The organism is Vreelandella janggokensis (assembly GCF_031451615.1).
Lineage (GTDB): Bacteria > Pseudomonadota > Gammaproteobacteria > Pseudomonadales > Halomonadaceae > Vreelandella > Vreelandella janggokensis.
This window is the reverse complement of sequence record NZ_JARWAJ010000006.1, coordinates 24963-48115: the sequence shown is the minus strand read 5'-3', so window position 1 is coordinate 48115 and position 23153 is coordinate 24963. Positions and strand designations below refer to the sequence as shown.

The following is a 23153-nucleotide window of genomic DNA, read 5'->3' as shown; positions in this document are numbered from 1 at the left end:
TTACTGCTCATTGGAATCAACGAGGTCAATTAACGATTCCATTCGTCTTGCAATATGCTTGTCTGAAATTTGCGCCTTTACTAATTTTCTATCTTTAGATGCGTGTACATCCTCACGAATTGTCGGTGCAAATTCTTCTACTATTTCCCTGATTATTGGTGCAGCCGTATTGCTATAAAACACATTTCGAACGTTTCCGTAGCTCGTCCGTCCTCCACGAGTTCCAATGTATGTCAGAACTAACCACAAGACGATTTCTTTACGAATATCTGCTGGGCAATATTGCAGGGCCCCGACTTCTCGAAACGAACGAAGCAATTCTCCGTGCTGATTGTATGCACCCCAATCTGTCCCCACCTGCTTCATCTGCGCAAGGACTTCTGAGTAAAAATCCTTGATTTGACTCTGCCGCAAGTAGGGTAATGTTCCGCTAGCAATAGCAACCCTGACATGCCTACGCTCAAGCTTTGCCCGGCCTATTTTTGTTTGCATGTGTTGCGCCATTTCGAGCTTGACAGCATTTTGAACATGCGGCTCTAGCGACTTTAAGACTGTAAACGAGTTTTGTTGCACGATATCTGATTTGGATTTGTCTAATGCGATAGAGATGAGAAATTTTAGGATCTCTAACTGTCTAGGCTGGGGCGCACATGCAAAATCTCCAATTAAGCTATCGGAGGGCGTGACTGGCTCTGCTTCTTCTACGATCTCTTTAACATCTGTCACTTTAAGCAGGTGTATAGGATCTCGTTCTAGTATGACTTCGATACATGTTTTGAATATGTACACGCAGTCTTCTACGCCCGCCTCGTACTCGTCATCCTCATGTTCAAGATCTCGACGAATTTCGTAGCACCGAGATACGCGGCGCCACTCAGGCCTAGTTAAGATGCCCATTCGGTAAGCAATATCAATAGCTTTGGATGTTGAATACGATTCGATATCTTCCGCACTTTCAATCGGTGGCAACTTGTATTGCTTTGCAGCCTCTCGAGCAATATCTATCCCTGCTATCACGATCTTCTCTTTTAAATCATGAATGGCGGCGTTCAATAATCTTTGACAAGCGCTGCTAGGGTCTACCTCAATTAGACGCTGCACCCGCGCAATTAAGCTTTTCGCCTTCCAGGCCGGCCTTATTTGATTGAGCATCGCGGGGACACCTGATGCCGCCACCAAGCTAGCGTTCGGGGAAATTACGGCGACCTCTGTTCGACTGCTCATGTCTTCTCCTGGAATTTAACGCAGAAGGCAGCGGCGCGCTTTAGCGCGTCCGCTGACCTGACTTGTTAACTGTTTTTTGACGCTATTTTATCCAACTCTAGAAGGTAACTCATGCCAGATTCTTGTTTTAAGGCTTCTACCTTTCGAAGTTGGTTTGCAAAATCCATTGCTGCATCGGCTCCGCCTAGCAATGAGCCAGAAACTAGTCCGGCTAAATCTGTTGGGGGTCGACCGGCAAGTACTCTTAGCCCTTTAGCAGTTGATGTTAAGATTCTTCTAAATCTATTCTTTCTCTCCATTTCTAATTTCTGACTCAAATCAATTAGCGCTGGAGTTACCGTAGCAGTAATCAATTCATCTATTTGATGCTTGATTTCCAAAGGTGAGGCGTCTGGCTCTATTTTCGAATTAACTTCTGACGAAAGCTTTAACATTGAAGACCAGAAATTGGGCAAATGATCACGCAACTGTTCTCTAGCCTCCATTATGTCATCTGGCCTCGCTGCTTTGGTTGAGGGTAGCACCATGGCTACAGAGCTCAGAGCAATGTTTGCTGCAATTTGTTTTGTATTTGGCACACCGCCCGTCTTTCTGGGAGTGAATTGGGCGCCACTCATGAATATAGGAACGCAGCCAGAATTGATGAGACCTGCCATCTCATCTTCTGATCCTGTGCATACAACCAATTCATTCCTTGTGACTTTATATAAATTTTTCTCTCCCTTTTTACCCTCCTCGATTAATTCCACGGACACGGGACCATCGTCAGGTAAAAGGCTACATTGAAATAAATCTGAAAAAAGCTGAGAGTTTCTGTAAAAAAACTCGCCACTTGCAATGAGATATTTATGGACCGTTTCTTTTTGCTCCGTTGTTAATTCACTCAGCGGATCTTCATCCGAGTTTGGATCACTGGGTGTCAAACGGATTTTCGGAAGATTTTCTTCATTATTAAGTGTTAAATGATATTTCTTCGAAAACTCAATCACGTATTCAAGCTGGTTTAAAAAATGAACCTTGTCGAAAAGTAACGAGAGAGCGGTGACGTGCCTTTGGTCTGGAATCAAGAACCCAGAACAAAATATTCCTTCGAACGTGGTTATTCTTTTCGACAAACTCATATACTCAAACACCTACGACAGTTAACGCGGAGCTAACCGGCGCCGTAGCGAAGCGGAGGGAACCAGAAGCGGCCACGCTTTTGGCGTCCGGTTGAGCGACTGGTTATACACCATTGACCTCTACCTGGACCGAAAGACCCGCAGACTGCACGCTACTCTGCTGATCCGCTTTTTGGAGAAACTCGCAGTTGCACGGATTGTTGATTCGCTTAACTGAATACCCGTGTTTAGCACTGTATCCTTTCACCCAATTCAGGGCATGCGCGAACGCATCTGATGCGCTCTGAAACTGCTGATGAAAGGAGACGTTTGATTGAAACGGCGGGTTAAATTCAGAATCGTAAACTAGAACCTCCACAGAGAACGGCGCGGCACCAGTCGGCGCGATGAGATGTAGCTTGTAGAAAACATCTTTGTCTGTGTGAATGTCTACTTCTTGCAGCGGAATCATTGTTTCTCCTTGTGTTTATAACAGTGATTATACGCCCGGCTGCATAATATCAATGAATGTGCCGACGCGTTTATTGACATTATCTAGCCAGCCACATACTCATAACCCATTGTTTTACAATGTATCAAACTGATTACTTGGCAGCATATACAAAATTCGCGTGCCCGCTTGTTTTGCTCTGTTCACTAATACTCTATTCATAAAATTGGCTTAGGTCACGCGTCGGGAAGGTAAATTTTGTAGGTGGTGTGTTTAGGGTTGGAAAGGCGAGGAAGGAAAATCTGTACAAGTGATTGTTTTCGTTGTCTTATTTAATGCTGATCGCCTAATAAATTGGGCTCCTACAACCCCCTCGACGCAGGCATTGATGACGTGATGATTTCTTAAATGGCAATGGATGGCCCCTTGCAACCCCATTGCAGAGGGCTTCTGTAAGAGCCCGACTTCGTTGGGCGATCGTTTTTGGTGGCTGATTACACTCTGATCGCCCAATGAATTGGGCTCCTACAGCCCCGCATTGCGGGCTTGGTGGCACGATGGCTGTTGGTCGTGCAATGAATTGCACTCCTGCAGGACACCGTGCTTCGCTGGGTGGGCGTATTAGGCTTTGAGGACGTAACGGAGGGTCTCGACGACTTGGTCGGTGGTGGTGCACCAGGCGTTTGCGCCTGCATCGACTTCTTTCAGCGGGTGGACGATGTCTTCGCTGTGCAGGGTGATGTAGGGCTTGGCGAGGGCGGCGCAGTAGCCTGCGTCGAAGGCGGCGTTCCACTGTTTGTATTTGTCGCCGAAGCGTACGACGACCAGATCAGCCTGTTCGATCATGGTGCGGGTGCGGATGGCGTTAACCTTGGAAGACTGGTGGTCGCGCCAGAAGCCATTTTCGGGTTTGCCGAGGTGGTCACCGGCGGCGTCCGAGGCGTCGTGATCGGTCACCGGGGCGGTGAAGACGATATCCAGGCCTGCCGCGTCGGCGCCGCGCTGGATTTCGTCGCGCCAGTCGGTGTGGATCTCGCCGGATAGATAAACGTAAAAGCTCATGGTCGCTCCTGATAACGCAGTCATTTAGTCGATGCAGTTATTTTATGGAAAAACATTCCATATTGATACCGGCGTCATATCAGCGGCTGCTTGGCCAGCAGGTAGATATCCATGATCCAGCCGTGCTGTTCGCGCAGGCGGGCGCGGCGTTGGATGATCTCCTCGCTGACCTCGCTTAGCCGGCCTTTGATCAGGCACTGTTTCTCCATGCCCAGGTAGGCGCCCCACCAGATGTAGGTATCGTCGGCGGGCAACGCGGTAAAGGACCCACCGCTGTCGAGCATGACGGCGACGGTGGCGGCGTCGCTTGGCCAGCCGCGTTCGCGTAGGCGGCGGCCGGTGGTGATCTGGATGGGCTCGGCGAGCGCATTCAGCGGTATGCGGTGTTCGGCGGTGAGTACCTGCAGGCTGGTGATGCCGGGCACCACCTCGACGTCTACCTGCCGCCCGACCGCACCCAGGCGTTCGGCGATGCGCAGGCTGCTGTCGTAAAGCGAGGGGTCGCCCCAGATCAGCATGCCAACCCGACCGCCTTCCGGCAGGTGGCGCGCCATCAGCGACGCCCACACCTCGGCAATGGCGTGGTGCCATTCATCGACGGCGCCCAGGTAATCGCCCCGCTCGCCTCGCTTAGGCAAATCGAACTCGACGATTTGAGCCTGCTCGGGCTCGCGCAGCAGGGTCTGGCACAGCAGGCGACGCAGGTCGACCAGGTCGCTTTTGGCTTCGCCTTTGCGCGGCATCAGGATCAGGTCGGCGTCGTTGAGGGCGCGCACGGCGGCGAGCGTGACGTGGTCTGGGTTGCCCGTGCCGATGCCGATCAGCGAAAGCGTCGTCATCCGTCGCGGCCCTCCTCGTCTGGCAGGTTGGCAAACGGCGAGTCCGCGGACTGTGGCCGAAAACGGCGATCGTAGCCCACGGCGTACAGCGCGCTTTCCTGGAAGTCCTGGCTCTCGAGCACCGGCCCGACCAGAATCAGCGCCGTGCGTTGCAACGTATTGGCGGCCAACGCCTCAATGGTGGATAGGCGCCCTCTGATGATTTTTTCATCGGGCCAGCTGGCTCGCCATACAATGGCCACGGGACAGTCACTGCCGTAGTACGGCGTCAGCGACGCCACCACGCTTTCAAGGTTGTGTACCGACAGGTGGATGGCCAGCGTCGCGCCGCTCTGGGCAAAGTTGGCCAGGGTTTCGTTGTCCGGCATGGCGCTGGCGCGCCCGGAGGTTCGCGTCAACACCACCGATTGTGCCACGCCCGGCAGGGTCAGCTCCTGGCCCAAACTGGCCGCAGCGGCGGCAAAGGCGGGCACGCCGGGGGTGATGGTGTAGGGGATTTCAAGCGCGCGCAGGCGCCGGGTCTGCTCCCCCACCGCCGACCATACCGATACATCCCCCGAGTGCAGCCGCACGACATCCTGCTCTGCCGCGTGGGCGGACTGGATTTCCTGAATGATCTCGTCCAGCGACAGCGGCGCGGTGTTGACGATGCGCGCGCCTGGCGGGCAATGCTCAAGCAGTTCTTGCGGCACCAGCGAACCTGCGTAGAGGCACACCGGGCTCGCGGCAATCAGGTCGCGGCCGCGCAGCGTAATCAGGTCAGGGGCGCCCGGCCCGGCGCCGATGAAATGAACGGTCATTCTGTGATTCCTTCTGGTACTTCTGACAACGCCAGGGCGGCGGTGGCCTGCCTATCCGCTGAGATTATCCGGGGCCCTAGCAGCGTTGACCCTGGGCCCGCCGCTATCAGCGCCACGGCCTCAGCCACGCTGCCCGTACCTCGGGCCTGTAAACTTTGCGCGGAATGAGTCAGCGTTGTCACCGTCGACAGCTCGGCGTCCGCTACGGTGATGACTTCAATGTTGCGCAGTCGTCCTAGCTCTTCGACTAGTGGCAGCATGGAACGAGCCGCCGCCAGCTTATCGATAGCGCCAGCGCCGCATTGGTAAATAGCCCCGTACTGCTCGGCAAGCTGATCCAGCGCCTGACCAAGGGAGGCAAGCGTGGCCTCGCGGCGAAAGCCAAATCCAACGACATGCAGCGTCTGCGCCTTCATCGAACGCCCCGCCACTGCACGATCGGATAGCTGGCCTTCCAGCCCCGTCGGGTGCCGATGGGTGCGGCGTTGGCAAGTTCCAGGCGCATCAGTTCGCCACCTGCTTTTTGTTGCCATTGCGCCAGCAGCGCTTCGGATTCAAGTGTCACCGCATTGGCGACGACGCGCACCCCTTCGGGCAGGCGCTGCCATAAATCGTCCAACAGCACTTGGGATAGCCCGCCGCCGATAAATACCGCATCGGGCAGCGGCGTATCGTTCAGTACGTCCGGCGCGCTGCCCTCTTTGACCTCAAGCCAATCAACGCCCAGGTTCCCTGCGTTGCTGCGCGCTCTTGCTGCCCGTTCTGCGTTTTGCTCAAAGCCCACCGCCTGATTATCCGGGTGAGCGAGCAGCCACTCAATGGCAATCGAGCCCGAGCCAGTGCCGATATCCCACAGCCGCTCGCCGGGCCTGGGGGACAGCGCGGCCAGGGTCATGGCACGAATGGGTTGTTTGGTGATCTGGCCGTCGTGTTCAAAAAAGCCATCGGCAAGCCCGGGCGTCAGCGGCAATGCGGGCCCCTCGCCTGCAACCTCAAGCGCTACCGCGACCGGATGCGTGATGTCATCGGGAAGCGTCGCCGCTGCCGGAAAGGCACGCACCCGTTCGTGCTCGCCGCCCAGGGCTTCCAGCACCGTTAGTTTTGAGTCTGCAAAGCCGAATTGGCAGACCCACTGGGCAAGCTCCGCTACCGCGTCACCGTCGCGTACCAACACCAGCACGCGCCTGCCGGGATGCAGGTAGGGGCGAACGCGGGTTAACGGCTTGGCATGCAGGCCCAGGCAGGTACAGTCCTGAATCGGCCAGCCCAGGCGGGAAGACACCAGGCTGAACGTGGAGGGCGACGGCAGTGCCTGCCATTCCTGGGGATCAAGGTGGCTAACGATGGAGGTGCCCGCGCCAAACCAGAAGGGGTCGCCGGAGGCCAGCATCACCACGCGGCGGCCGCGCTCGGCGAGTAGCTGGGGGATGCCGTCGGCAAACGGCACCGGCCATTCACGCAGCTTATCTTTCAGATCGGCTTGCAGGTCGGCGTTCAAGTCAGTGCTCAGGGGTTCGAGCAGGCGCAGGTGTCGGCGCGCGCCAAACACTACCTCAGCACGCGCGAGGGCCTCGCGGCTTGCCGCCGTGAGACCCTGTGTGCCACTCTCCCCCCAGCCTATTATCGTCAGCCAGGGAACCTCGTTACCGTTAACCACTATGAACATCCTGATTCTTGGCGGAACCTCAGAGGCCAGCGCCCTGGCCAGCCTGCTGGCCGAGCGATCGATCCCGGCCATCTATAGTTATGCGGGCCGGGTCAGCACCCCCAAGCCGCAACCCTTGCCGATGCGTGTTGGCGGTTTTGGCGGCGTTGCTGGCCTGGTCGACTACCTTCAGCAAGCGGGCATTACCCACCTGATTGACGCGACCCACCCTTTCGCCGAGCAGATGAGCCGCCACGCGCTGGCCGCTGCCGCGCAATGCGATATTCCCCTGATGGCATTCACCCGCCCGGCCTGGCAACCCCAGCCCGGCGATCACTGGACGCACGCTGCCAGCATCGACGAGGCAGTGGACCAGTTGGACGGCCCGCCCCAGCGCATCATGCTGGCCATCGGGCGCCAACACCTGGAAGCCTTTGCCGCGATGCCCCAGCATCACTATGTACTGCGGCTGGTCGATCACCCCGAGCAGCCGATACCGCTGCCCCACCAGACTATCACCGTCGCGCGCGGCCCGTTTACCACGTCGGGCGATCTGGCCTTGCTCAAGGACCACGCCGTTGAGCGTCTGGTGTGCAAAAACGCCGGCGGCGACGGTGCGGTGTCCAAACTCACCGCCGCCCGCACGCTCGGCCTGCCGGTGGTGATGATCGAGCGGCCTAGGCTGCCCTCACGCCGGGAATGTCACACCGCGGATGACGTGCTGGCCTGGCTTTTGGCGCCCACCGAGCGAGGGGTATAAACCCACGGTTCGCTCGGTTCATGGCCTTGCCTTTCAATGCGCCGCGTCTGGCTGGAGCCCACGATGACCAGGGTGCGCATGTCCGCCATGTCCGGCGTCGCCTCGCCCAGTGTGGTGACTCGAATCGCTTCCTCAGGGGTTGAAACGGCACGGGCGAAAATGATCAGCCTATCAGGCCCGCAGGCGTCAAGCAGTACCTCCAGGGTACGCGCAAAGCCCTCCGGCCGCGCTCTGGAGCGGGGGTTGTAGAACGCCATGGCAAAGTCGGCCTCTGCGGCCAGGCGCAGGCGCTTTTCAATCAACGCCCAGGGCTTGAGGTTGTCGGATAGATTAATGCAGCAGAAGTCGTGCCCCAGCGGCGCACCGACGCTGGCACTGGCGGCCAGCATGGCGGAAATCCCCGGCAGTACCTGAACGTCCAGCGACCGCCAACGGGCATCGCCTGCTTCCAAGGCTTCAAACACCGCCGAGGCCATGGCAAACACGCCCGGATCGCCGGAGGACACCACCGCCACGCGACGGCCGTCAGAGGCCATCGTCAGCGCCTGCTCGGCGCGCTGGATTTCTTCCCGGTTGTCCGAGCCATGGCGCACAAGCCCCGCCCTGGGCGCGACGCGTTCCACGTAGGGCACATAGCCCACCACATCGGTGGCCTCGGCAAGCACCGCCGACACCTCGGGCGTTACCAGTGTGTCGCTGCCCGGCCCCAGGCCGACGATTTTCAGCCAGCCGCTCATGGGCGCCTCCCATGGCCATGAATCAGCACAATCGAGAAGTAGGGCACGCTCTCGCCCACGTCCTTGAAGGGCTGGACCCGTTCCTGGCGCATGGCGGCGTATTCGATCAGCCAGGCTTCATCCTCGCGCCCGGCGTGGGCAAGCGCCCGGCGCAGTTTGTCCAGGTTGCGGCCGATTTTCATCACCACCAGCGCATCGGTCTCGGCAATGCGTTCGGCCAGGGACGACTCCGGCAGCGTGGCCATGACCACTGTGAGGATATCGTCGCCCCAGGTGATCGGCTGGCCGGTGGCGGTCCAGGCCGCCGACATCCCGGTGATCCCCGGCACCACGGAGACCGGCACGTGGTCCAGTAGCCGGGTATAAAGATGCATGAAGGAGCCGTAGAAGAACGGGTCGCCTTCGCAAAGTACCACCACATCACGCCCCGCCTCAGCCAGCTCGATCAGCAGCGCCACGCTGCGTTGGTAAAAATTGGCCAGCAACTCGTTATAACGCGGGTCGTCGAAGGGGATTTCCGTGGTCACCGGGTATTCCATGGCAAGCTCGGTGACCTCGGGGGCCAGCATGCCCTCGACGATGCTGCGCGCATGCCCGGTACGCCCCTTCTTGCGAAAGTAGGCCACGTGCGAGGCGCCGCGGATCAGGCGGTCGGCGCGCACGCTCATCAAGTCCTGGCTTCCCGGGCCAAGGCCGACCCCGTAGATGATTCCCCGGGTCATTCTGTTCGGTCCGCAATGGCATTGAGGGCGGCGACGGTCACGGCGCTGCCGCCCAGACGTCCCTGCACCATGCAGCAGGGGCTCACCTGGCTCTCCCAGAGCGCCTGTTTGGATTCCGCCGCGCCGACAAAGCCCACCGGGCAGCCAATAATCGCGGCGGGCCGCGGGCAGTCAGGGTCTTCGAGCATATTGAGCAGATGAAACAACGCCGTGGGCGCGTTGCCAATCGCCACCACCGCGCCTTCCAGGTGCGGGCGCCAGAGTTCAAGCGCCGCCGCCGAGCGGGTGTTGGCCATCTCTTTGGCCAGTGCGGGCGTGCGCTCGTCATTCAGCGTGCAGATAATCGGGTTATCCGCGGGCAGGCGTTTACGCGTGATGCCTTCTGACACCATGCGGGCATCACATAAAATCGGTGCGCCGGCTTCGAGCGCTTTGCGGGCGTGGCTGACCACATCGCCTGCAAAATGTATCGAGGCGGCAAGCTCTACCAGACCGGCGGCATGAATCATGCGCACGGCAATCGGCTCTTCATCGCGAGAAAACCGCCCCAGGTCTGCTTCACGGCGAATAGTGGCAAAGGACTCCCGGTAAATCGCCGGGCCGTCGGTTTCATAAATGTGGGGCACCTAAACTCTCCAAATAAGCGATTACCTCAGTCTCCGTGAGGTTTGTCTTGACCGGCGTGCTATCGGCACGGCCGTTAATTATAAGGTCAAAGCTACCGGCCTGGCCGACCACACACACGTCGGCCGGTGAGCGCCGGGCGCAGCCCTTGGCGCAGCCGGACACATGCACTGCACCCTGGGTAACCCCACGCAGGCGCTCGGCAAGCGGCTGGGTGGCGACGCTGGCCTGCTCGCAATAAGGCGCGCCGGGACAGGCATCAATCCGCAAGCGGGCGTCCTGTTCGTCGGTTATCAACCCGTCGATGACTTCGACGCTGGCGCCTGCTATCCATATACGCCGCCAGGGCGTCACCTGCAGGGCGTTGACGTCGGCAGGCATCACCGCAGCGCGCAGCACCCTGGCGGGCACCCGCCCAAACGGCAGGCCATACACCGCGCCGTGGGCGTGCTTGCCCAGAGGCAATTGGCCGCCCGTTGCAGCGGGACGTGCGTTGGCCGGGGCCCAGTCAGGCAGCGGCACATGATGGCGCCGCATGCGTTTGCTGTCCCAGCCGCCACTATCGACAAACCATGCCAGCAGGCGAATAAGTTGCGCCACGGCCGCGTCAATCGAGCGCACTGCGGTGCCCAACGAATAACCGTCGGCGCGCACCAACAGGCCGCCCGAATTGGCGCGTTCGATACGAAAGTCCGCCGAGGCATCGCCTAGCACCGGCGCCTTGCCTGCATCAATGGCGATCCCGACCTTGGCGGGCACCACCGGCAACTCTGCCCAACGGTCGACAAGCGCGCTGGCGATTTTATGGGTATCGTCCCCCGCTTGCCAGCCGGGGGCCAATAGAATTTGCGGACGACGCTCCGCTTCCGGGTCGGCGTCAATCAATTCGTGGGCGACCAGGGTCTCCATCAGGGCGGGCCAGCTCGCCTCGGTGACGCCGCGCAATTGCAGATTGGCGCGGCTGGTCAGTTCGATCAAGCCGCTGCCGTAGGCCTCCGCCGCGTCGCACAGCGCCAGCACCTGGCCACGTTCAAGCTGGCCCAGCCGTGGGCGCACGCGCACCAGTAAACCATCGCCGGTTGCCATCGGTTGCCAGGCACCGGGGCACCAGCCCTTGATGCGGGGCTCAGCCGACATCCGCCGCGACCTCCTTGGCCTCGTCCATGTCCAGCAGCAGGTCTTTCAGCGCGTCGCCCTGCTCACCGGGTGCCTGCCACATGCCTCGCTGGGCGGCTTCGAGCAGGCGTTCGGCCATTTCTTCCAGCGCCGAGGGGTTATGCTCGCGCAGGAACTGCTGATTGGCGTCATCCAACACCAGCGCATCGGCGACCTGGGCGTACTGGTAGTCGGCGACCAGGTCGGTGGTGGCATCGTAGGCGAATAGATAGTCGATGGTGGCCGCCATCTCGAAGCCGCCTTTATAGCCATGCTCGCGCATGGCGTTGATCCACTTGGGGTTGAGCACCCGCGAGCGAATCACCTTGGCCAGCTCCTCTTTCAGCGTGCGAATCTTGGGCTGGGCGGGGTTGGCGTGGTCGGCGTGGTAGATATCCGGGGTTTTGCCGCTCAGCGAGCGGCTGGCATTGGCCATACCGCCCTGGAAGGCGTAGTAGCTGTTGGAATCGAGGATATCGTGCTCGCGGTTATCCTGGTTCTGCATCACCGCTTCCAGGCCTTTAAGCTGCTGCTCGAAGGCATCCGGGGCGGCCGTGCCAGACTCGGCAAACTGCCCGTAGGCGTAGGCGCCGTTGTCCAGGTAGGCCTGTGCCAGGTCATCGGCATTTTCCCAGGCGCCGTTGTCGATCAGCCGGTTGAGGCCGGTACCGTACTCCCCGGGCTTGCTGCCAAAGATCCGATAGCCCGCCTGCTGGGCGGCCATCTCGGGGCTCAGCCCCTGGTTTTCCAGCACCTGCTGGCGGGCCATTACCGCATCGCGGATGGTATTGCTGTTGCCCGGTTCGGCATAGCTGGCCACCGCCTGTACCGCCGCATCGAACAGCCGGATCACGTTGGGAAACGCATCGCGGAAGAAGCCGGAAACCCGCAGCGTAACGTCTACCCGCGGGCGGTTGAGCAGCATCGAGGGTATCACCTCGATATCGATCACCCGCTGGGAACCCAGCGACCAGATGGGACGCACGCCCATCAGCGCAAAGGCCTGGGCGATGTCATCGCCACCGGTGCGCATGGTGGCGGTCCCCCAGATGGAGAGTCCCAGGCGGCGGGGGTAGTCGCCGTTATCCTGCAGATAGCGCTCGACAAACGCCTGGGCGGATTTTTCGCCCAGCGTCCAGGCGGCGGGCGATGGAATCGAGCGGTTGTCCACGCTGAAGAAATTGCGCCCGGTGGGCAGCGTATCCAGCCGCCCCCGGCTGGGGGCGCCACTCGGCCCCGGCGGCACAAACAGGCCATCCAGGCCTTCCAGCAGCGAGCTGATTTCCAGCTCGGCGCTCTGCTGAAGCGCGACCCAAAGCTGGTCCCGGGCGTAACGCAGCTGCTCGGCGGTCGCAGGATAGTGGGCGGCCAACGCCTCCAGACTACCCGGCGCGACCACGTACGCCTCGACCAGCTGGTGGGCCAGCGCCTCCAGCCGCTCGCGGGTGTCGTTGCCGCTGCGCCAGGCGGCGCTATCCAGCTCGCGCAGCACGTTCGGCCGGGGCCCGTTCCAGGGGTCGGCGTCGGCCATCAGCGGATCAAAGGGCGCTTGGCCTTCGCCCTGCAGGGCCAGATCATCGGCCAGGTTATGCAGCAAGCCACGCTGGGCAATGCTCTCGCCCCTCGGCAAGCGCAGCAGCGCCACCAGGGTACCGACCACTTTATCCTGCGGCGGCAGCGTTCCGAGAATGTGCAAACCGTGACGAATCTGCGATTCCTTGATGTCGCATAGGAAGGTATCCAGCTCGTTCAGGATCAGCGCTTCGTCCTGGCTGTCGACCGCCTTGGTCAACTCCTGGTCGATGCCGGTCTCGCGCAGGTGCTCAAGGATCTGCTCGCGGATTAACGCTTCGCGCCGGGGGTCCATATCCAGCGCCTGGTAATATTCGTCGGTGAGCGCTTCCAGTTTGGCCATGTCGCCATACAGCTCGGCGCGGGCCAGCGGTGGCATCAGGTGATCGATAATCACCGCCTGGCTGCGCCGCTTGGCCTGGGCGCCCTCGCCCGGGTCGTTGACGATAAACGGGTAGAAATGCGGCACCGGGCCGAGCGCTATATCCGGCCAGCAGTCGGCGCTCAAGGCGCTGCTTTTGCCCGGCAGCCACTCAAGGTTGCCGTGCTTGCCCACGTGAATCACCGCTTCCACCTGATAGTGCTCGCGCAGCCAGAAGTAAAACGCCAGGTAGCTGTGCGGCGGCGCCAGCTGCATATCGTGGTAGGACTGGGTCAGGTCGTCGATAAAGTCGCGCTCGGGCTGGATACCCACGAAGGTCTCCCCCAGCCGGATACCCGAGATCATCAGCCGCCCCTGACGGCATTTGGGGTCATCCGCGGGCGCGCCCCAACGCGTCCATACCGTTTCCTGCAACTCACCGGGCAGGGTTTGAAACCAGGCCAGGTAGTCATCAACGTCAATGCTTTGCCAGCACATGCGCTGGTCGATGACGTTGCGGTCATTGGTTACCGCCCCCTGAAGCAGGCGGATCAGGTCATCGCCACTGTCGGGCAGGTCGCTGACCGGGTAACCCGCGGATTGCAGCGCGGTTAATATTTGCAGCGTCGAGGCGGGCGTATCCAGCCCGACGCCATTGCCTATCCTGCCATCGCGGTTGGGGTAATTGGCCAGCACCAGCGCCAGCCGTTTGGCGTGATTGGGGGTGGTGCGCAGGTGGCAGAACCGGCGCGCCAGCTTGGCGACAAATTCAGCACGCTCGGGATGCAGGGCATGGTGGGTTACCGACAGCTGGCTGCGTTCGTTATACAGCGCTTCCGCCTTGAAGCCCACGGCACGGGTGATCACCCGGCCGTCCATTTCGGGCAGTACCACCTGCATCGCCACATCGCGGCTTCTCAGTCCGGCGGCCGAGGCCTGCCAGTCCTCCATGGTGCTGCTGGATAGAATCGCCTGCAGGATCACCGGTTGGCCGACAAAAACGCTCTCGGGAATCGCGCCGCCCAGCGGGTGGGTGTCGTCGGAATTGCGGTTGATCGAGAAGCTGGTGGTGTTGACCACCAGCATGGCGCCGGTCTGCTCGATCAGGTGATTGACAAACGCAATGCAGTCTGCCTCTTTCAAGGAGGCAACGGCGACGGCGAGTGGCTCAAGCCCCTGCGCTTTTAGCGCCTCGATCATGCCGTCGACGACCAGGGTATTGGCGCCCTGCAGGTGGCTGCGATAGAACAGCAGCAGGCACACCGGCCGCTCCGGCTGCTGGTTGGCCCGCCATTCGCTCAGGCTCATCACCTGACGCCCCGTCTGGCTTGCGGCATCGCTGGGCGCATAGATCACCGCCGCGGGCACCACCTTGGGTTCCTTCCAGGTGGTGGGCAACGCCAGGCACTCGCTGCCCAGGTAGCGCAGCAGCTGCTCGGCGTTATCCACGCCGCCTTCGCGCAGGTAGCGCCATACCCGATAGGCGCTGTCATAGTCAACGCTCGAAGCTTCCAGCAGCGCATCGTCCGGGGCGTCGCAGCCGGGCACCAGGATCAACTGGCGGCCGGACTTGGCATTCCGCCAGGCCAGCAGGCGTTCGTAGCCGTATTGCCAGTAGGCCTGCCCGCCCAGCATCGACACGACCACAAGCTGCGCCTTTTCCAACACCCGATCCTCGTAGAGGTCGTAGGCGGCGGGCTTGACCAGGTTCATCCAGTTGGCCAGACGCACCGACGGGTAGCGCTCGCCCAGGCGATCGATTGCCTGGGCCAGGGCCGAGAGGTTGCTGTCGGCGGCCGAGAGAATCACGACATCCGCGGGGCTTTGTTGAAGATCGACAATGCCTTCATCATCAACAAAGCCACCGGGTTTGGCGGCAAAAAGGTGCATTAGGCGGCTGTTGTTACCTCTGCTTCGGCAAGCGCGTCGCGCAGCGCGTCGCTGTCCAGCGACTTGCCAATGATGACCAGTTGGGTTTGACGCGTTTCACCTTCCGCCCAGAGGCGGTCGAAGTAGCCATCCAGACGTTCGCCCACGGCCTGGATCACCCGGCGCATCGGCTTGCCGGGAATCGCCGCAAAGCCCTTGGCGCGGTAGATTTCCTGGGTTTTGACAATGTGCTGCAGCTTGGCTGCCAGCAGGTCGCCGTCGACTTCGCCCAGACTGATCACGCAGGAATCAAAGTTGTCGTGGGCATGGTCGTGATGGGCGCCCTCAGCGTGGTGCTTATCGTGGTGGTTGGTGATCAGGTCGATGCTGGCTTCGCTGGCCGCTCCAATGCCCATCAGGGCTTCCAGTTGAACGGTGTTGGTGGCCAGGGTTTGATCGACAAACAGGTACTTCACTGATTCTGGCACACGCGCCTGAATCAACGCCTCGACCCGCGCCTTGTCGTCCGGGCTGAGCAGGTCCGTCTTGCTGACCAGCACCAGATCGGCCGCGCTGAGCTGGTCATCGAGCAATTCCTGAAGGCTGGGGTCGTGATCCAGGCTTTCATCGGCCTGGCGCTGGGCTTCTACCTTGGCAACATCGCTGGCATAGCGGCCAGAGGCCACGGCGGGGCCGTCAATTACGGTAATGATGGCATCGACAGTGCAGTGCTGGCGCACCTCCGGCCAGTTAAACGCCTGCACCAGCGGCTTGGGCAGCGCCAGGCCGCTGGTTTCGATGAGAATATGGTCGATATCGTCGCGGCGGGCGACCAGCTTTTTCATCACCGGTAGAAACTCTTCCTCTACGGTGCAGCAGATACAGCCGTTGGCCAGCTCAAAGATGCCGCTGTCGTCGCCTTCCACCGCTTGCCCGTCTTCGCAGTCGAGGGCACAGCCGCGCAGCAGGCTTGAGTCGATGTCCTGCTCGCCGAATTCATTGACGATCACGGCAATTCGCTTGCCGGTCACCTGGCGCAGAATGCTCGCCAGCAAGGTGGTTTTACCGCTGCCCAAAAAGCCGGTGACCACGGTGGCGGGTATCTTATTTAACTGCATGGGTCTCGTCCTCAGAATCGATAGGCTGACGCGCTGGCGACACTTTGCCGCTAAACAGCAGCGCGATCGCGGCCGGGTTGTTGGCAAAAAACAGGTGCAAGTAGGTGGCCGTCAATCCTCGCTCACGAAAAATGGCCTCCCCCGGCGCAGGGTGGCGCTGGCGGCGGCCGTGGGCGATGGGCTCAGGCGTTCCTTCGGCCATCGAGCGATGGTGGGCATGGCCGCGCACCGGGCCTTCGAGCAGCTCGGCGGTTTGCATCCCCTGGCAGCCCCGCCGTCCGCGCATCGCGCCCTGCCCTGGTAGCAGGCCCAGCATGGTGTGGGTGGTGTCGTCGTAGTCGGTCAGGGTTTCCAGGCAATAAAGCAGCCCGCCGCACTCGGCAAGAATCGGTTTGTCGTCGGCAAAAAACTGCCTGATCGCCGCGTGCATGGCCGCATTGGCCGCCAGGGTCGCGGCGTGAATTTCCGGGTAGCCCCCGGGTAGCCACAGCGCATCGCAGCTGGGCAAGGCGCTGTCGGTAAGCGGCGAGAAAAAGCGCAGCTTGGCGCCCATCTGTTCGAGCAGGTCCAGGTTGGCCTGGTAAATAAAGCTGAACGCGGCGTCTTTGGCTACACCAATGGTAAGCCCGGCAAGCGACGGTAACGACGCCGTGGCGACTTCTGGCGCGGCGTAAAACGTCACCGGCGGCAGAGCGAGTAGCGTTTGCGGCAGGTTTTCCGCCTCGATAACACGGGCGCCCTTTTCAAAGCGTTCTTCCAGGTCGTCACGAATCTCGTCGGCCTGCACCAGGCCTAGATGGCGTTCGGGCAGCGACAGTTCCGGGTTACGCGCAATGGCAGCCAGCAGCGGGATGTCTGTCGGCAGGGTTGTCTCGATCAGCTCGCGGTGGCGCTCGGAGCCACAGCTGTTGGCGATAAGCCCGACAATGCGGATATCATCACGAAAGCCCGCCAGCCCCGCCAGCAGGGCACCCGCGGTCTGCGCCATGCCCTTGACGTCCATCACCACCACCATGGGCAAGCCAAACCGCGCGGCCAGGTCGGCACTGGAAGGCTCGCCGTCAAACAGGCCCATGGCGCCTTCGACTAATATCATGTCCGCCGTCTGGGCGGCTTCGTAAAAGCGCTGGCGGCAGTAGGCGTCGCCCGCCATCCATAGGTCAAGCTGATCCACCGGCTGGCCAGCGGCCTGGGCTAGCACCTGGGGGTCCAGGTAGTCGGGGCCGGTTTTAAACACGCGCACCACCTTGCCCTGGTTGCGCAACGCCCTGGCCAGCGCGGCGGTAAAGGTGGTCTTGCCCTGCCCCGAAGAAGGCGCGGCAATAAACAGCGCCGGGCAGCTTGCAGTGGGTGTGCTCATCAGTATTCGATCCCCGCCTGGGCTTTAACACTGCCACGAAAGGCGTGGCGCTCGTCCTGCACCGTGCTGATGGTGTCAGCGATTTCCTGAAGCGGCGTCGCCATGGTGCGCCCGGTAATGATCACGTTTTGATGCGCGGGGCGTTGGTTAAGCGCTTCGACCACCGGCAGCGGGTCGAGATAGCCGTACTTGAACATGTAGCTCATTTCATCGAGGACGATGAGGTGGTAGTTGGGGTTTTCGAGCAAGCCCTTGGCCACCGCCCAGGCCGACTGGGCGGCTTCAATATCGCGCTCGCGATCCTGGGTTTCCCAGGTAAACCCCTGGCCCATGATGTGCCAGTCGAGGTTGGGCTGATCGCGGAAGAACAGGTACTCGCCGGTTTCACGGCGCCCCTTGATAAACTGGATCACTGCGCAGCGCTGCCCGTGACCCAGCGCCCGCGCCATAGTGCCAAGCGCCGAGCTGCTTTTGCCCTTGCCGTTGCCTTTCAGCAGGATCAACACCCCGCGCTCTTCCGTGGCACGGCTGATGCGCTCGTCGACCACGTCCTTTTTGCGCTGCATGCGGTGGGTATGGCGATCGTCACTCATGGGGTTTCCTGTCCAGAAAAAGGTGTCGCGTAGCGCGCCCCCAGTTGCTGGGCGATGCGTGCGCCCTGGCCGCGTTTGATTTTCGATGCCTCGGTATCCAGCAGGATGCAGTCGCCCAGCGGGCCGAGGTCGGCGACAGATTCGCGGGTACGGCCGTCGGTAATCAAATAGGTGCGGATGTGCAGCCCGGGCTCGCGTCGTTGCCACTGATGGATCAGGCGCTTGGCCTCGATCACCGCCTCGCGCAGCGGCGTACCGCCGCCACCCGTCGCCGCCTCCAACGCATCTTGTACACGCTTGGGCGCACGACGGCGCGACAGAAGCGGCACCACACCGCCGTTGCCAAACCCCACCACGGCGACCTGCTCACGTGCCGCGTAGGCCTGGCGCACCAGCGATTCTACGAGCCCCTTTGCCTGGCCCAGCAGGCGCTGCCCCAGAGTGGAGCCGGAGGTATCCAGCAGTACCAGGTGCGCCCTTGGCTGCCCGGCCTGTGTCTTGCGCATTTTTAGCGTTCGCCAGGGCCACTGGCCGCGGTTGGCGATCAGGGTGCCAAAGCCGTCCAGACGAGACGTTTCAGTCCGCGAGCGTCCCTTGCCTGATACCTGACCTTTTTCACCGGACGCCGGAGTCGCCGCCGTTTTCGCCTGACCAACACCGTTTGGCGTATTCGCCAGTTCAGGCGCTGCCTGCTGAATGGTTGACTGAGCCTGGGGCGGCATGGCGCCCCACTGACCCTGTTCGCCGCGCTGCTCGGGTGACCTACCGGTCGACGCACCAGTCGTTGATGACGAACCCCCCTCGCCTCCCGAAGGCGGTGCCTTCGGCGGCGAAGACGGCGGGGTTTGCTCGGGCGATTGGGTGCGCCGATGGTCCAGCACCCACGGCTCGACGGTATCGATATCCTGCTGCGCTACCTCGCTTGCACCGCGCCAGGCGGCGTGGGCACGAGCGGCGCGATGCCAGGTCACGTCGGCTCGCAACCCTTCCACACCGGCGGTTTCACAGCGCGAGGCGATGGTGTGATACACCCATGACGGGGTAATGACATCCACCAGTTGGCACTGGGCCTGATGAATCCGCTCGGTCAGTGCGGCCTGGGCCTCCTCGAAGCCACGGGTCGCCCCCGCAGGGTCGCGGTCAAAGGCTTCGCGCTGCTGGACGATGGCGATACGTTCTTCCACGCTGATGCTCGCGGCCTGGTCGATACACAGCCCAAAACGATCCAGCAACTGCGGGCGTAGCTCGCCTTCATCCGGGTTCATGGTGCCAATCAGGCTGAAGCGCGCCGGATGGGAGTGGCTGATACCGTCGCGCTCGACGATATTGGTACCGCTGGCGGCCACATCCAGCAGCAAATCGACCAGTGTATCCGGCAGCAGATTGACCTCGTCCACATACAGCACGCCGCCGTCGGCTTTAGCGAGCAGCCCGGCATGAAAGGTGGCTTCGCCATCGGCCAGCACCTTTTGCAGATCCAGACTGCCGACCAGCCTGTCTTCGCTGGCGCCCAGGGGCAGAGTCACAAAAGGAGCACGCTGCCCGTCGCTATCGCCAGGTAAAATAGCGGCCAGAGCCCTTGCCAAGGTCGACTTGGCGCTACCTCTTGGCCCACTCACCAGCACCCCGCCGATACGCGGATTAATGGCATTAAGGATCAGCGCGGTTTTCAGCGCTTCCTGGCCAACCACCGCCGCAAAGGGAAACTCACTCACCGGCACCTCCCGTGCTGGCCAAGCCCGTCAGCCGGACAATATCCGCCAGCTGATTTGATGGCTGCGAGACTTGAATATGATTCATGGCAATTAGCTGAGGGATAATAAAACCATTCATAAAGAAGTGGGAATATAAAAGGTGTCCAGTATAGAGGAAGGCATGGCGGCGAGGCCAATTTGTTACAAGCTATTAACTTTGCGAAGGCGTCTATCAGCTGACGCTAATAGTGCCGCTGGATTTTTACACGCCTTCGTAATATAATGTTATAACATTGCTTTTATGGTAGGGTTTCATAAGATCCTTAGGCTTTGTGTTGTTCGCTATCCCCCTGCCACCTAGAATGGCCAGTGTCGGTGTTCCCTCCGGAACTTAATAGAGAATCCGCCGCGGCTTGCCGCGAAACGGAACTGCCCCCGCAACTGTAGGCGGCGAGCGATGCTCCTTGATGCCACTGGACACATTGTCTGGGAAGGCGAGCTAGCCATGACCCGTCAGTCAGGAGAACTGCCGATATATTGCTTACATCGAGCGAAGTGGCTCGGCCAGTGTTTTCTGTCCGAGTACGGAGCTCATCATGCACGGGAGTGTACATGATGTTGAGATTGACCACGGCCATCGCCGCGAGCGCTGTTGGCCTTGCCCAGGCCGCTTACGCTTCCACCGACTACCCGCTTACGCTAACCAATTGCGGTGTAGAGATCAGCGTGGCGTCGCCCCCGGAGCGAACGGTGACGGTAGGCCAGTCAGCCACGGAGATCCTATATTCGCTGGGGCTCGCTGATCGAGTGAATGGCACCTCGGTGTGGTTCACCCCGGTCCTGCCCCAGTTTGCTGAGGTCAATGAAGCGATCGAGCGGATCGCCAACGACGACCCTAGCTTTGAGGCCGTGGTCAATAAACGGCCTGACCTGGTGGCGGTACAATACGAGTGGCACGTGGGTCCCACCGGCAGTGTCGCCACCCGTGAGCAGTTTCATGAGCTGGGTATTAATACCTATATTATGCCCGCCGACTGCGACACCAAGGATAACTCTACCGGCGGCGATGGCACCCGCACCGCCGCCTTCTCGACGGATTCAATCTATAAAGGAATCACCGAACTAGCACAGATTTATGATGTGCAAGATGCTGGCGAGGCTCTGGTAGCCAACCTTATCGACCGCGAAGAGCGGGCAATAGCACTGGCGAACAGCCTTGATTTACCGGACGATTTATCAGCGGCGTTCTGGTTCTCATCGACAGACCTGGGGGTTAGCCCCTTTGTTGCGGGTCAGTTGGGCGCACCGGGCTATATGATGGATAAGCTCGGTATTCGCAATGTGATCGAGTCCGATGAGGAGTGGCCCACGGTGGGCTGGGAGAGCATCGCCAGGGCTGACCCTGATGTGCTTGTTATCGCTCGCATGGATCGCCGTCGCTTTCCTGCCGACGACATTGAAGCCAAGCGTGAGTTTCTGCACAGTGACCCGGTTACCCGTGAAATGACGGCGGTTAAAAACAACCACATCATAGAGATGGATGCCCACGCCATGAGCGCCACGATGCGCACTATTTACGGCCTTGAAACACTGGCCGAGGCGCTAGCGACAATGGCATTTGACGAATGAGCATTGCGTTAACGCGGCTATCTACGGCAGGTTTTGCACTGCGCTGGTTATGGATCACGCCGCTGGTGCTCGTGGTGGCGCTGATCGCGGGCACCGCCATCGGCGAGACACCGATTCCCGTTGATACCATTCTCAAAGTGCTCGCCAATCAGCTACTGGGCGCGGATTATGCGGTTGACCGGATCGATGCAGGCATTATCTGGAACTACCGGCTTAGCCGCGCCGTGGTCGCTGCCTGTTGTGGTACCAGCCTGGCCCTGGCAGGGGTCGTGCTTCAGGCGCTGCTGCGCAATCCCTTGGCCGACCCCTACTTGATGGGCATTTCCGCTGGGGCCTCTACCGGCGCGGTGGCCGTTGCCGTCGCTGGCCTTGGCGCGGGGGCGCTTTCGCTCTCCCTGGGTGCCTTTGTGGGCGCCCTTCTCGCCTTTGGTATCGTGGTGATGCTCGCCCATGCGGCCAACAGCGGCGTGGGGGGTGGCCGCGGCGTTCAGGCAGCGGGGGCGATTATTCTGGCAGGCATCGCAGGCTCACAGCTGTTCAATGCGCTGACCGCTTTTATCATTACCAAGTCGGCGAGCGCCGAGCAGGCCCGGGGCATCATGTTCTGGCTGATGGGCAATCTTTCCGGGGTGCGCTGGGCCGATGTGACCTTGGCGGTGCCTGCCGCGCTGTTTGGGGTACTGGTTTGCCTATGGCACCGCCACTCCCTGGATGCCTTTACCTTCGGTGCCGACAGCGCCGCCTCCATGGGGATCGCGGTGCGCCCGGTGCGCGGCATGCTGATTATCGCCATGGCGCTGGTCACGGCGGTGATGGTGTCTATTGTGGGGGCGATTGGCTTTGTTGGGCTGGTAATTCCCCATGCCATGCGTTTTATCGTAGGTAGCCAACACACGCGTTTGGTTCCAGCCACGGCGCTTGCTGGGGCGGTCTTTTTGATTGGCTCAGATATTCTTTCGCGCACTCTGATCCCCGGCCAAGTGCTACCGATCGGGGTGATTACTTCACTGATTGGCGCACCTGCCTTTGCGCTCATTCTCGTGCGCGGCAAGAGGTCTTAATGCAGTTAACCGCTCAAAAACTCGATTGGTCAGTGCATGGCACGCCTCTACTGATTGACATTAACCTTGCCGTCGAGCCCGGCCAAACCTTTGGCCTGGTGGGGCCGAACGGCTCGGGCAAAACGTCGCTACTTCGCCTGTTGGCAGGCTTGAACAAACCCAAAGCAGGACAGGTGCTAATGGGAAGCCAGCCCCTGCACAACCTCAAGCAGCGGGCGATTGCACAGTCTATTGCCTTAGTCGAGCAACAGGCTGATACCACCGATAGAATTAGCGTGCGTGACGTAGTGGCGCTGGGCCGGACGCCCTTTCTTACCGCATTGCGCCCCTGGTCAACTGAAGATGATGCCATCGTGGTTCAGGCGCTGGTCGATGTCGATATGGCGCATATGGCCGACCGGCTTTGGCACACGCTTTCCGGCGGTGAGCGCCAGCGCGTGCATATTGCCCGCGCATTGGCGCAGCAACCCAAGATTCTGCTGCTCGATGAGCCCACCAACCATCTGGATATCCGCCACCAGCTGTCGATCCTTGAGCTGGTCAGGCAGCTTCCGGTTACGGTGATTATCTCGCTGCACGACCTGAACCACGCCATGGAGTGTGACCGCATCGGCGTAATGGACGGCGGCCGCCTGGTGGATAGCGGCCCGCCTAAAGAGGTACTGACGGCATTCCGGCTACGTCAGACCTTTGGTGTCTACGCCGATATCTTTGCCGACCCCATCGACGGCAGCCAGATGATGCGTTTTCGCAATGCTATTTAGCCATGACGCGCAC

21 protein-coding genes and 1 riboswitch are annotated in these 23153 nt (G+C 60.6%); of the genes, 4 read left to right on the top strand and 17 right to left on the bottom strand.

Translation table 11 applies throughout. From position 1 onward, the window contains the following. From QC816_RS15240 to cbiE, 8 genes are all read right to left on the bottom strand, one after another. The gene (locus QC816_RS15240; RefSeq protein WP_309783167.1) at positions 1-1224 is read right to left on the bottom strand and encodes a hypothetical protein; all 1224 of its coding nucleotides are present in this window, start codon (positions 1222-1224) and stop codon (positions 1-3) included. 65 nt (positions 1225-1289) lie between these two features. After that, positions 1290-2345: a hypothetical protein gene (locus QC816_RS15235; protein WP_309783165.1), complete on the bottom strand. Its 1056-nt coding sequence runs from the start codon at positions 2343-2345 to the stop codon at positions 1290-1292. A gap of 103 nt (positions 2346-2448) precedes the next feature. Next, the gene (locus QC816_RS15230) at positions 2449-2796 is read right to left on the bottom strand and encodes a hypothetical protein (RefSeq protein ID WP_309783162.1); all 348 of its coding nucleotides are present in this window, start codon (positions 2794-2796) and stop codon (positions 2449-2451) included. Between the two features lie 600 nt (positions 2797-3396). Then, positions 3397-3837 carry a YtoQ family protein gene (locus QC816_RS15225; protein ID WP_309783359.1) on the bottom strand — a complete coding sequence of 147 codons (441 nt, stop codon included), beginning with the start codon at positions 3835-3837 and terminating at the stop codon, positions 3397-3399. 74 nt (positions 3838-3911) lie between these two features. After that, a complete protein-coding gene (gene cobF, locus QC816_RS15220) occupies positions 3912-4676 on the bottom strand; it encodes a precorrin-6A synthase (deacetylating) (RefSeq protein WP_309783160.1) in 765 nt (254 codons plus the stop codon). Next, entirely contained in the window at positions 4673-5476 is an 804-nt protein-coding gene (gene cobM / locus QC816_RS15215) for a precorrin-4 C(11)-methyltransferase (RefSeq protein WP_309783158.1), read from the bottom strand. Before cobM ends, cobF begins: the two co-directional genes overlap by 4 nt. Continuing rightward, positions 5473-5892 (bottom strand): cobalamin biosynthesis protein, encoded by a 420-nt coding sequence (locus tag QC816_RS15210; RefSeq protein WP_309783156.1) that lies wholly within the window; start codon positions 5890-5892, stop codon positions 5473-5475. Before QC816_RS15210 ends, cobM begins: the two co-directional genes overlap by 4 nt. Beyond that, positions 5889-7142: a precorrin-6y C5,15-methyltransferase (decarboxylating) subunit CbiE gene (gene cbiE / locus QC816_RS15205; protein WP_309783154.1), complete on the bottom strand. Its 1254-nt coding sequence runs from the start codon at positions 7140-7142 to the stop codon at positions 5889-5891. Before cbiE ends, QC816_RS15210 begins: the two co-directional genes overlap by 4 nt. Between cbiE and QC816_RS15200 the strand changes: the two genes are divergently transcribed. Continuing rightward, positions 7135-7881 carry a cobalt-precorrin-6A reductase gene (locus QC816_RS15200; protein ID WP_309783152.1) on the top strand — a complete coding sequence of 249 codons (747 nt, stop codon included), beginning with the start codon at positions 7135-7137 and terminating at the stop codon, positions 7879-7881. The genes cbiE and QC816_RS15200 overlap by 8 nt on opposite strands. Here the strand turns inward: QC816_RS15200 and cobJ are convergent. From cobJ to QC816_RS15155, 9 genes are read right to left on the bottom strand one after another with little or no spacing between them, the layout of a single operon-like run. Beyond that, positions 7824-8618: a precorrin-3B C(17)-methyltransferase gene (cobJ, locus tag QC816_RS15195; protein ID WP_309783150.1), complete on the bottom strand. Its 795-nt coding sequence runs from the start codon at positions 8616-8618 to the stop codon at positions 7824-7826. The two genes, QC816_RS15200 and cobJ, sit on opposite strands and share 58 nt — an antisense overlap. Further along, positions 8615-9340, bottom strand: coding sequence for a precorrin-2 C(20)-methyltransferase (gene cobI, locus QC816_RS15190; RefSeq protein WP_309783148.1), 726 nt, complete (start codon positions 9338-9340; stop codon positions 8615-8617). The genes cobJ and cobI overlap by 4 nt, the downstream gene beginning before the upstream one ends. Continuing rightward, a complete protein-coding gene (locus tag QC816_RS15185; RefSeq protein ID WP_309783145.1) occupies positions 9337-9966 on the bottom strand; it encodes a precorrin-8X methylmutase in 630 nt (209 codons plus the stop codon). Before QC816_RS15185 ends, cobI begins: the two co-directional genes overlap by 4 nt. Next, a complete protein-coding gene (locus tag QC816_RS15180; protein ID WP_309783143.1) occupies positions 9950-11101 on the bottom strand; it encodes a cobalamin biosynthesis protein CobG in 1152 nt (383 codons plus the stop codon). The genes QC816_RS15185 and QC816_RS15180 overlap by 17 nt, the downstream gene beginning before the upstream one ends. Continuing rightward, positions 11091-14942: a cobaltochelatase subunit CobN gene (cobN, locus tag QC816_RS15175; protein WP_309783142.1), complete on the bottom strand. Its 3852-nt coding sequence runs from the start codon at positions 14940-14942 to the stop codon at positions 11091-11093. Before cobN ends, QC816_RS15180 begins: the two co-directional genes overlap by 11 nt. Continuing rightward, the gene (gene cobW / locus QC816_RS15170) at positions 14942-16039 is read right to left on the bottom strand and encodes a cobalamin biosynthesis protein CobW (protein WP_309783140.1); all 1098 of its coding nucleotides are present in this window, start codon (positions 16037-16039) and stop codon (positions 14942-14944) included. Before cobW ends, cobN begins: the two co-directional genes overlap by 1 nt. After that, entirely contained in the window at positions 16026-17399 is a 1374-nt protein-coding gene (locus tag QC816_RS15165; protein WP_309783138.1) for a cobyrinic acid a,c-diamide synthase CobB, read from the bottom strand. The genes cobW and QC816_RS15165 overlap by 14 nt, the downstream gene beginning before the upstream one ends. Further along, positions 17399-17992 (bottom strand): cob(I)yrinic acid a,c-diamide adenosyltransferase, encoded by a 594-nt coding sequence (gene cobO, locus QC816_RS15160; protein WP_309783137.1) that lies wholly within the window; start codon positions 17990-17992, stop codon positions 17399-17401. The genes QC816_RS15165 and cobO overlap by 1 nt, the downstream gene beginning before the upstream one ends. Next, positions 17989-19707: an AAA family ATPase gene (locus QC816_RS15155; RefSeq protein ID WP_309783134.1), complete on the bottom strand. Its 1719-nt coding sequence runs from the start codon at positions 19705-19707 to the stop codon at positions 17989-17991. Before QC816_RS15155 ends, cobO begins: the two co-directional genes overlap by 4 nt. 336 nt (positions 19708-20043) lie before the next feature. Beyond that, positions 20044-20234: riboswitch (cobalamin riboswitch) on the top strand. Between the two features lie 64 nt (positions 20235-20298). Between QC816_RS15155 and QC816_RS15150 the strand changes: the two genes are divergently transcribed. The 3 genes from QC816_RS15150 to QC816_RS15140 are packed head-to-tail and all read left to right on the top strand — an operon-like array spanning position 20299 to position 23140. Next, positions 20299-21315 carry an ABC transporter substrate-binding protein gene (locus QC816_RS15150; RefSeq protein ID WP_268902224.1) on the top strand — a complete coding sequence of 339 codons (1017 nt, stop codon included), beginning with the start codon at positions 20299-20301 and terminating at the stop codon, positions 21313-21315. Further along, positions 21312-22376 (top strand): FecCD family ABC transporter permease, encoded by a 1065-nt coding sequence (locus QC816_RS15145; RefSeq protein WP_309783131.1) that lies wholly within the window; start codon positions 21312-21314, stop codon positions 22374-22376. Before QC816_RS15150 ends, QC816_RS15145 begins: the two co-directional genes overlap by 4 nt. Further along, positions 22376-23140, top strand: coding sequence for an ABC transporter ATP-binding protein (locus QC816_RS15140; RefSeq protein ID WP_199285161.1), 765 nt, complete (start codon positions 22376-22378; stop codon positions 23138-23140). The genes QC816_RS15145 and QC816_RS15140 overlap by 1 nt, the downstream gene beginning before the upstream one ends. Positions 23141-23153 lie beyond the last annotated feature (13 nt).

Coding starts and splice junctions, on each gene's coding strand:
- QC816_RS15165 (WP_309783138.1), bottom strand. CDS start 17,399: ATGAGCACACCCACTGCAAGCTGCCCGGCGCTGTTTATTGCCGCGCCT.
- QC816_RS15150 (WP_268902224.1), top strand. CDS start 20,299: ATGATGTTGAGATTGACCACGGCCATCGCCGCGAGCGCTGTTGGCCTT.
- QC816_RS15230 (WP_309783162.1), bottom strand. CDS start 2,796: ATGATTCCGCTGCAAGAAGTAGACATTCACACAGACAAAGATGTTTTC.
- cobF (WP_309783160.1), bottom strand. CDS start 4,676: ATGACGACGCTTTCGCTGATCGGCATCGGCACGGGCAACCCAGACCAC.
- QC816_RS15145 (WP_309783131.1), top strand. CDS start 21,312: ATGAGCATTGCGTTAACGCGGCTATCTACGGCAGGTTTTGCACTGCGC.
- QC816_RS15200 (WP_309783152.1), top strand. CDS start 7,135: ATGAACATCCTGATTCTTGGCGGAACCTCAGAGGCCAGCGCCCTGGCC.
- QC816_RS15180 (WP_309783143.1), bottom strand. CDS start 11,101: ATGTCGGCTGAGCCCCGCATCAAGGGCTGGTGCCCCGGTGCCTGGCAA.
- cobJ (WP_309783150.1), bottom strand. CDS start 8,618: ATGAGCGGCTGGCTGAAAATCGTCGGCCTGGGGCCGGGCAGCGACACA.
- QC816_RS15210 (WP_309783156.1), bottom strand. CDS start 5,892: ATGAAGGCGCAGACGCTGCATGTCGTTGGATTTGGCTTTCGCCGCGAG.
- QC816_RS15235 (WP_309783165.1), bottom strand. CDS start 2,345: ATGAGTTTGTCGAAAAGAATAACCACGTTCGAAGGAATATTTTGTTCT.
- QC816_RS15140 (WP_199285161.1), top strand. CDS start 22,376: ATGCAGTTAACCGCTCAAAAACTCGATTGGTCAGTGCATGGCACGCCT.
- cobN (WP_309783142.1), bottom strand. CDS start 14,942: ATGCACCTTTTTGCCGCCAAACCCGGTGGCTTTGTTGATGATGAAGGC.
- cobM (WP_309783158.1), bottom strand. CDS start 5,476: ATGACCGTTCATTTCATCGGCGCCGGGCCGGGCGCCCCTGACCTGATT.
- cobW (WP_309783140.1), bottom strand. CDS start 16,039: ATGCAGTTAAATAAGATACCCGCCACCGTGGTCACCGGCTTTTTGGGC.
- QC816_RS15240 (WP_309783167.1), bottom strand. CDS start 1,224: ATGAGCAGTCGAACAGAGGTCGCCGTAATTTCCCCGAACGCTAGCTTG.
- cobI (WP_309783148.1), bottom strand. CDS start 9,340: ATGACCCGGGGAATCATCTACGGGGTCGGCCTTGGCCCGGGAAGCCAG.
- cbiE (WP_309783154.1), bottom strand. CDS start 7,142: ATGTTCATAGTGGTTAACGGTAACGAGGTTCCCTGGCTGACGATAATA.
- QC816_RS15225 (WP_309783359.1), bottom strand. CDS start 3,837: ATGAGCTTTTACGTTTATCTATCCGGCGAGATCCACACCGACTGGCGC.
- cobO (WP_309783137.1), bottom strand. CDS start 17,992: ATGAGTGACGATCGCCATACCCACCGCATGCAGCGCAAAAAGGACGTG.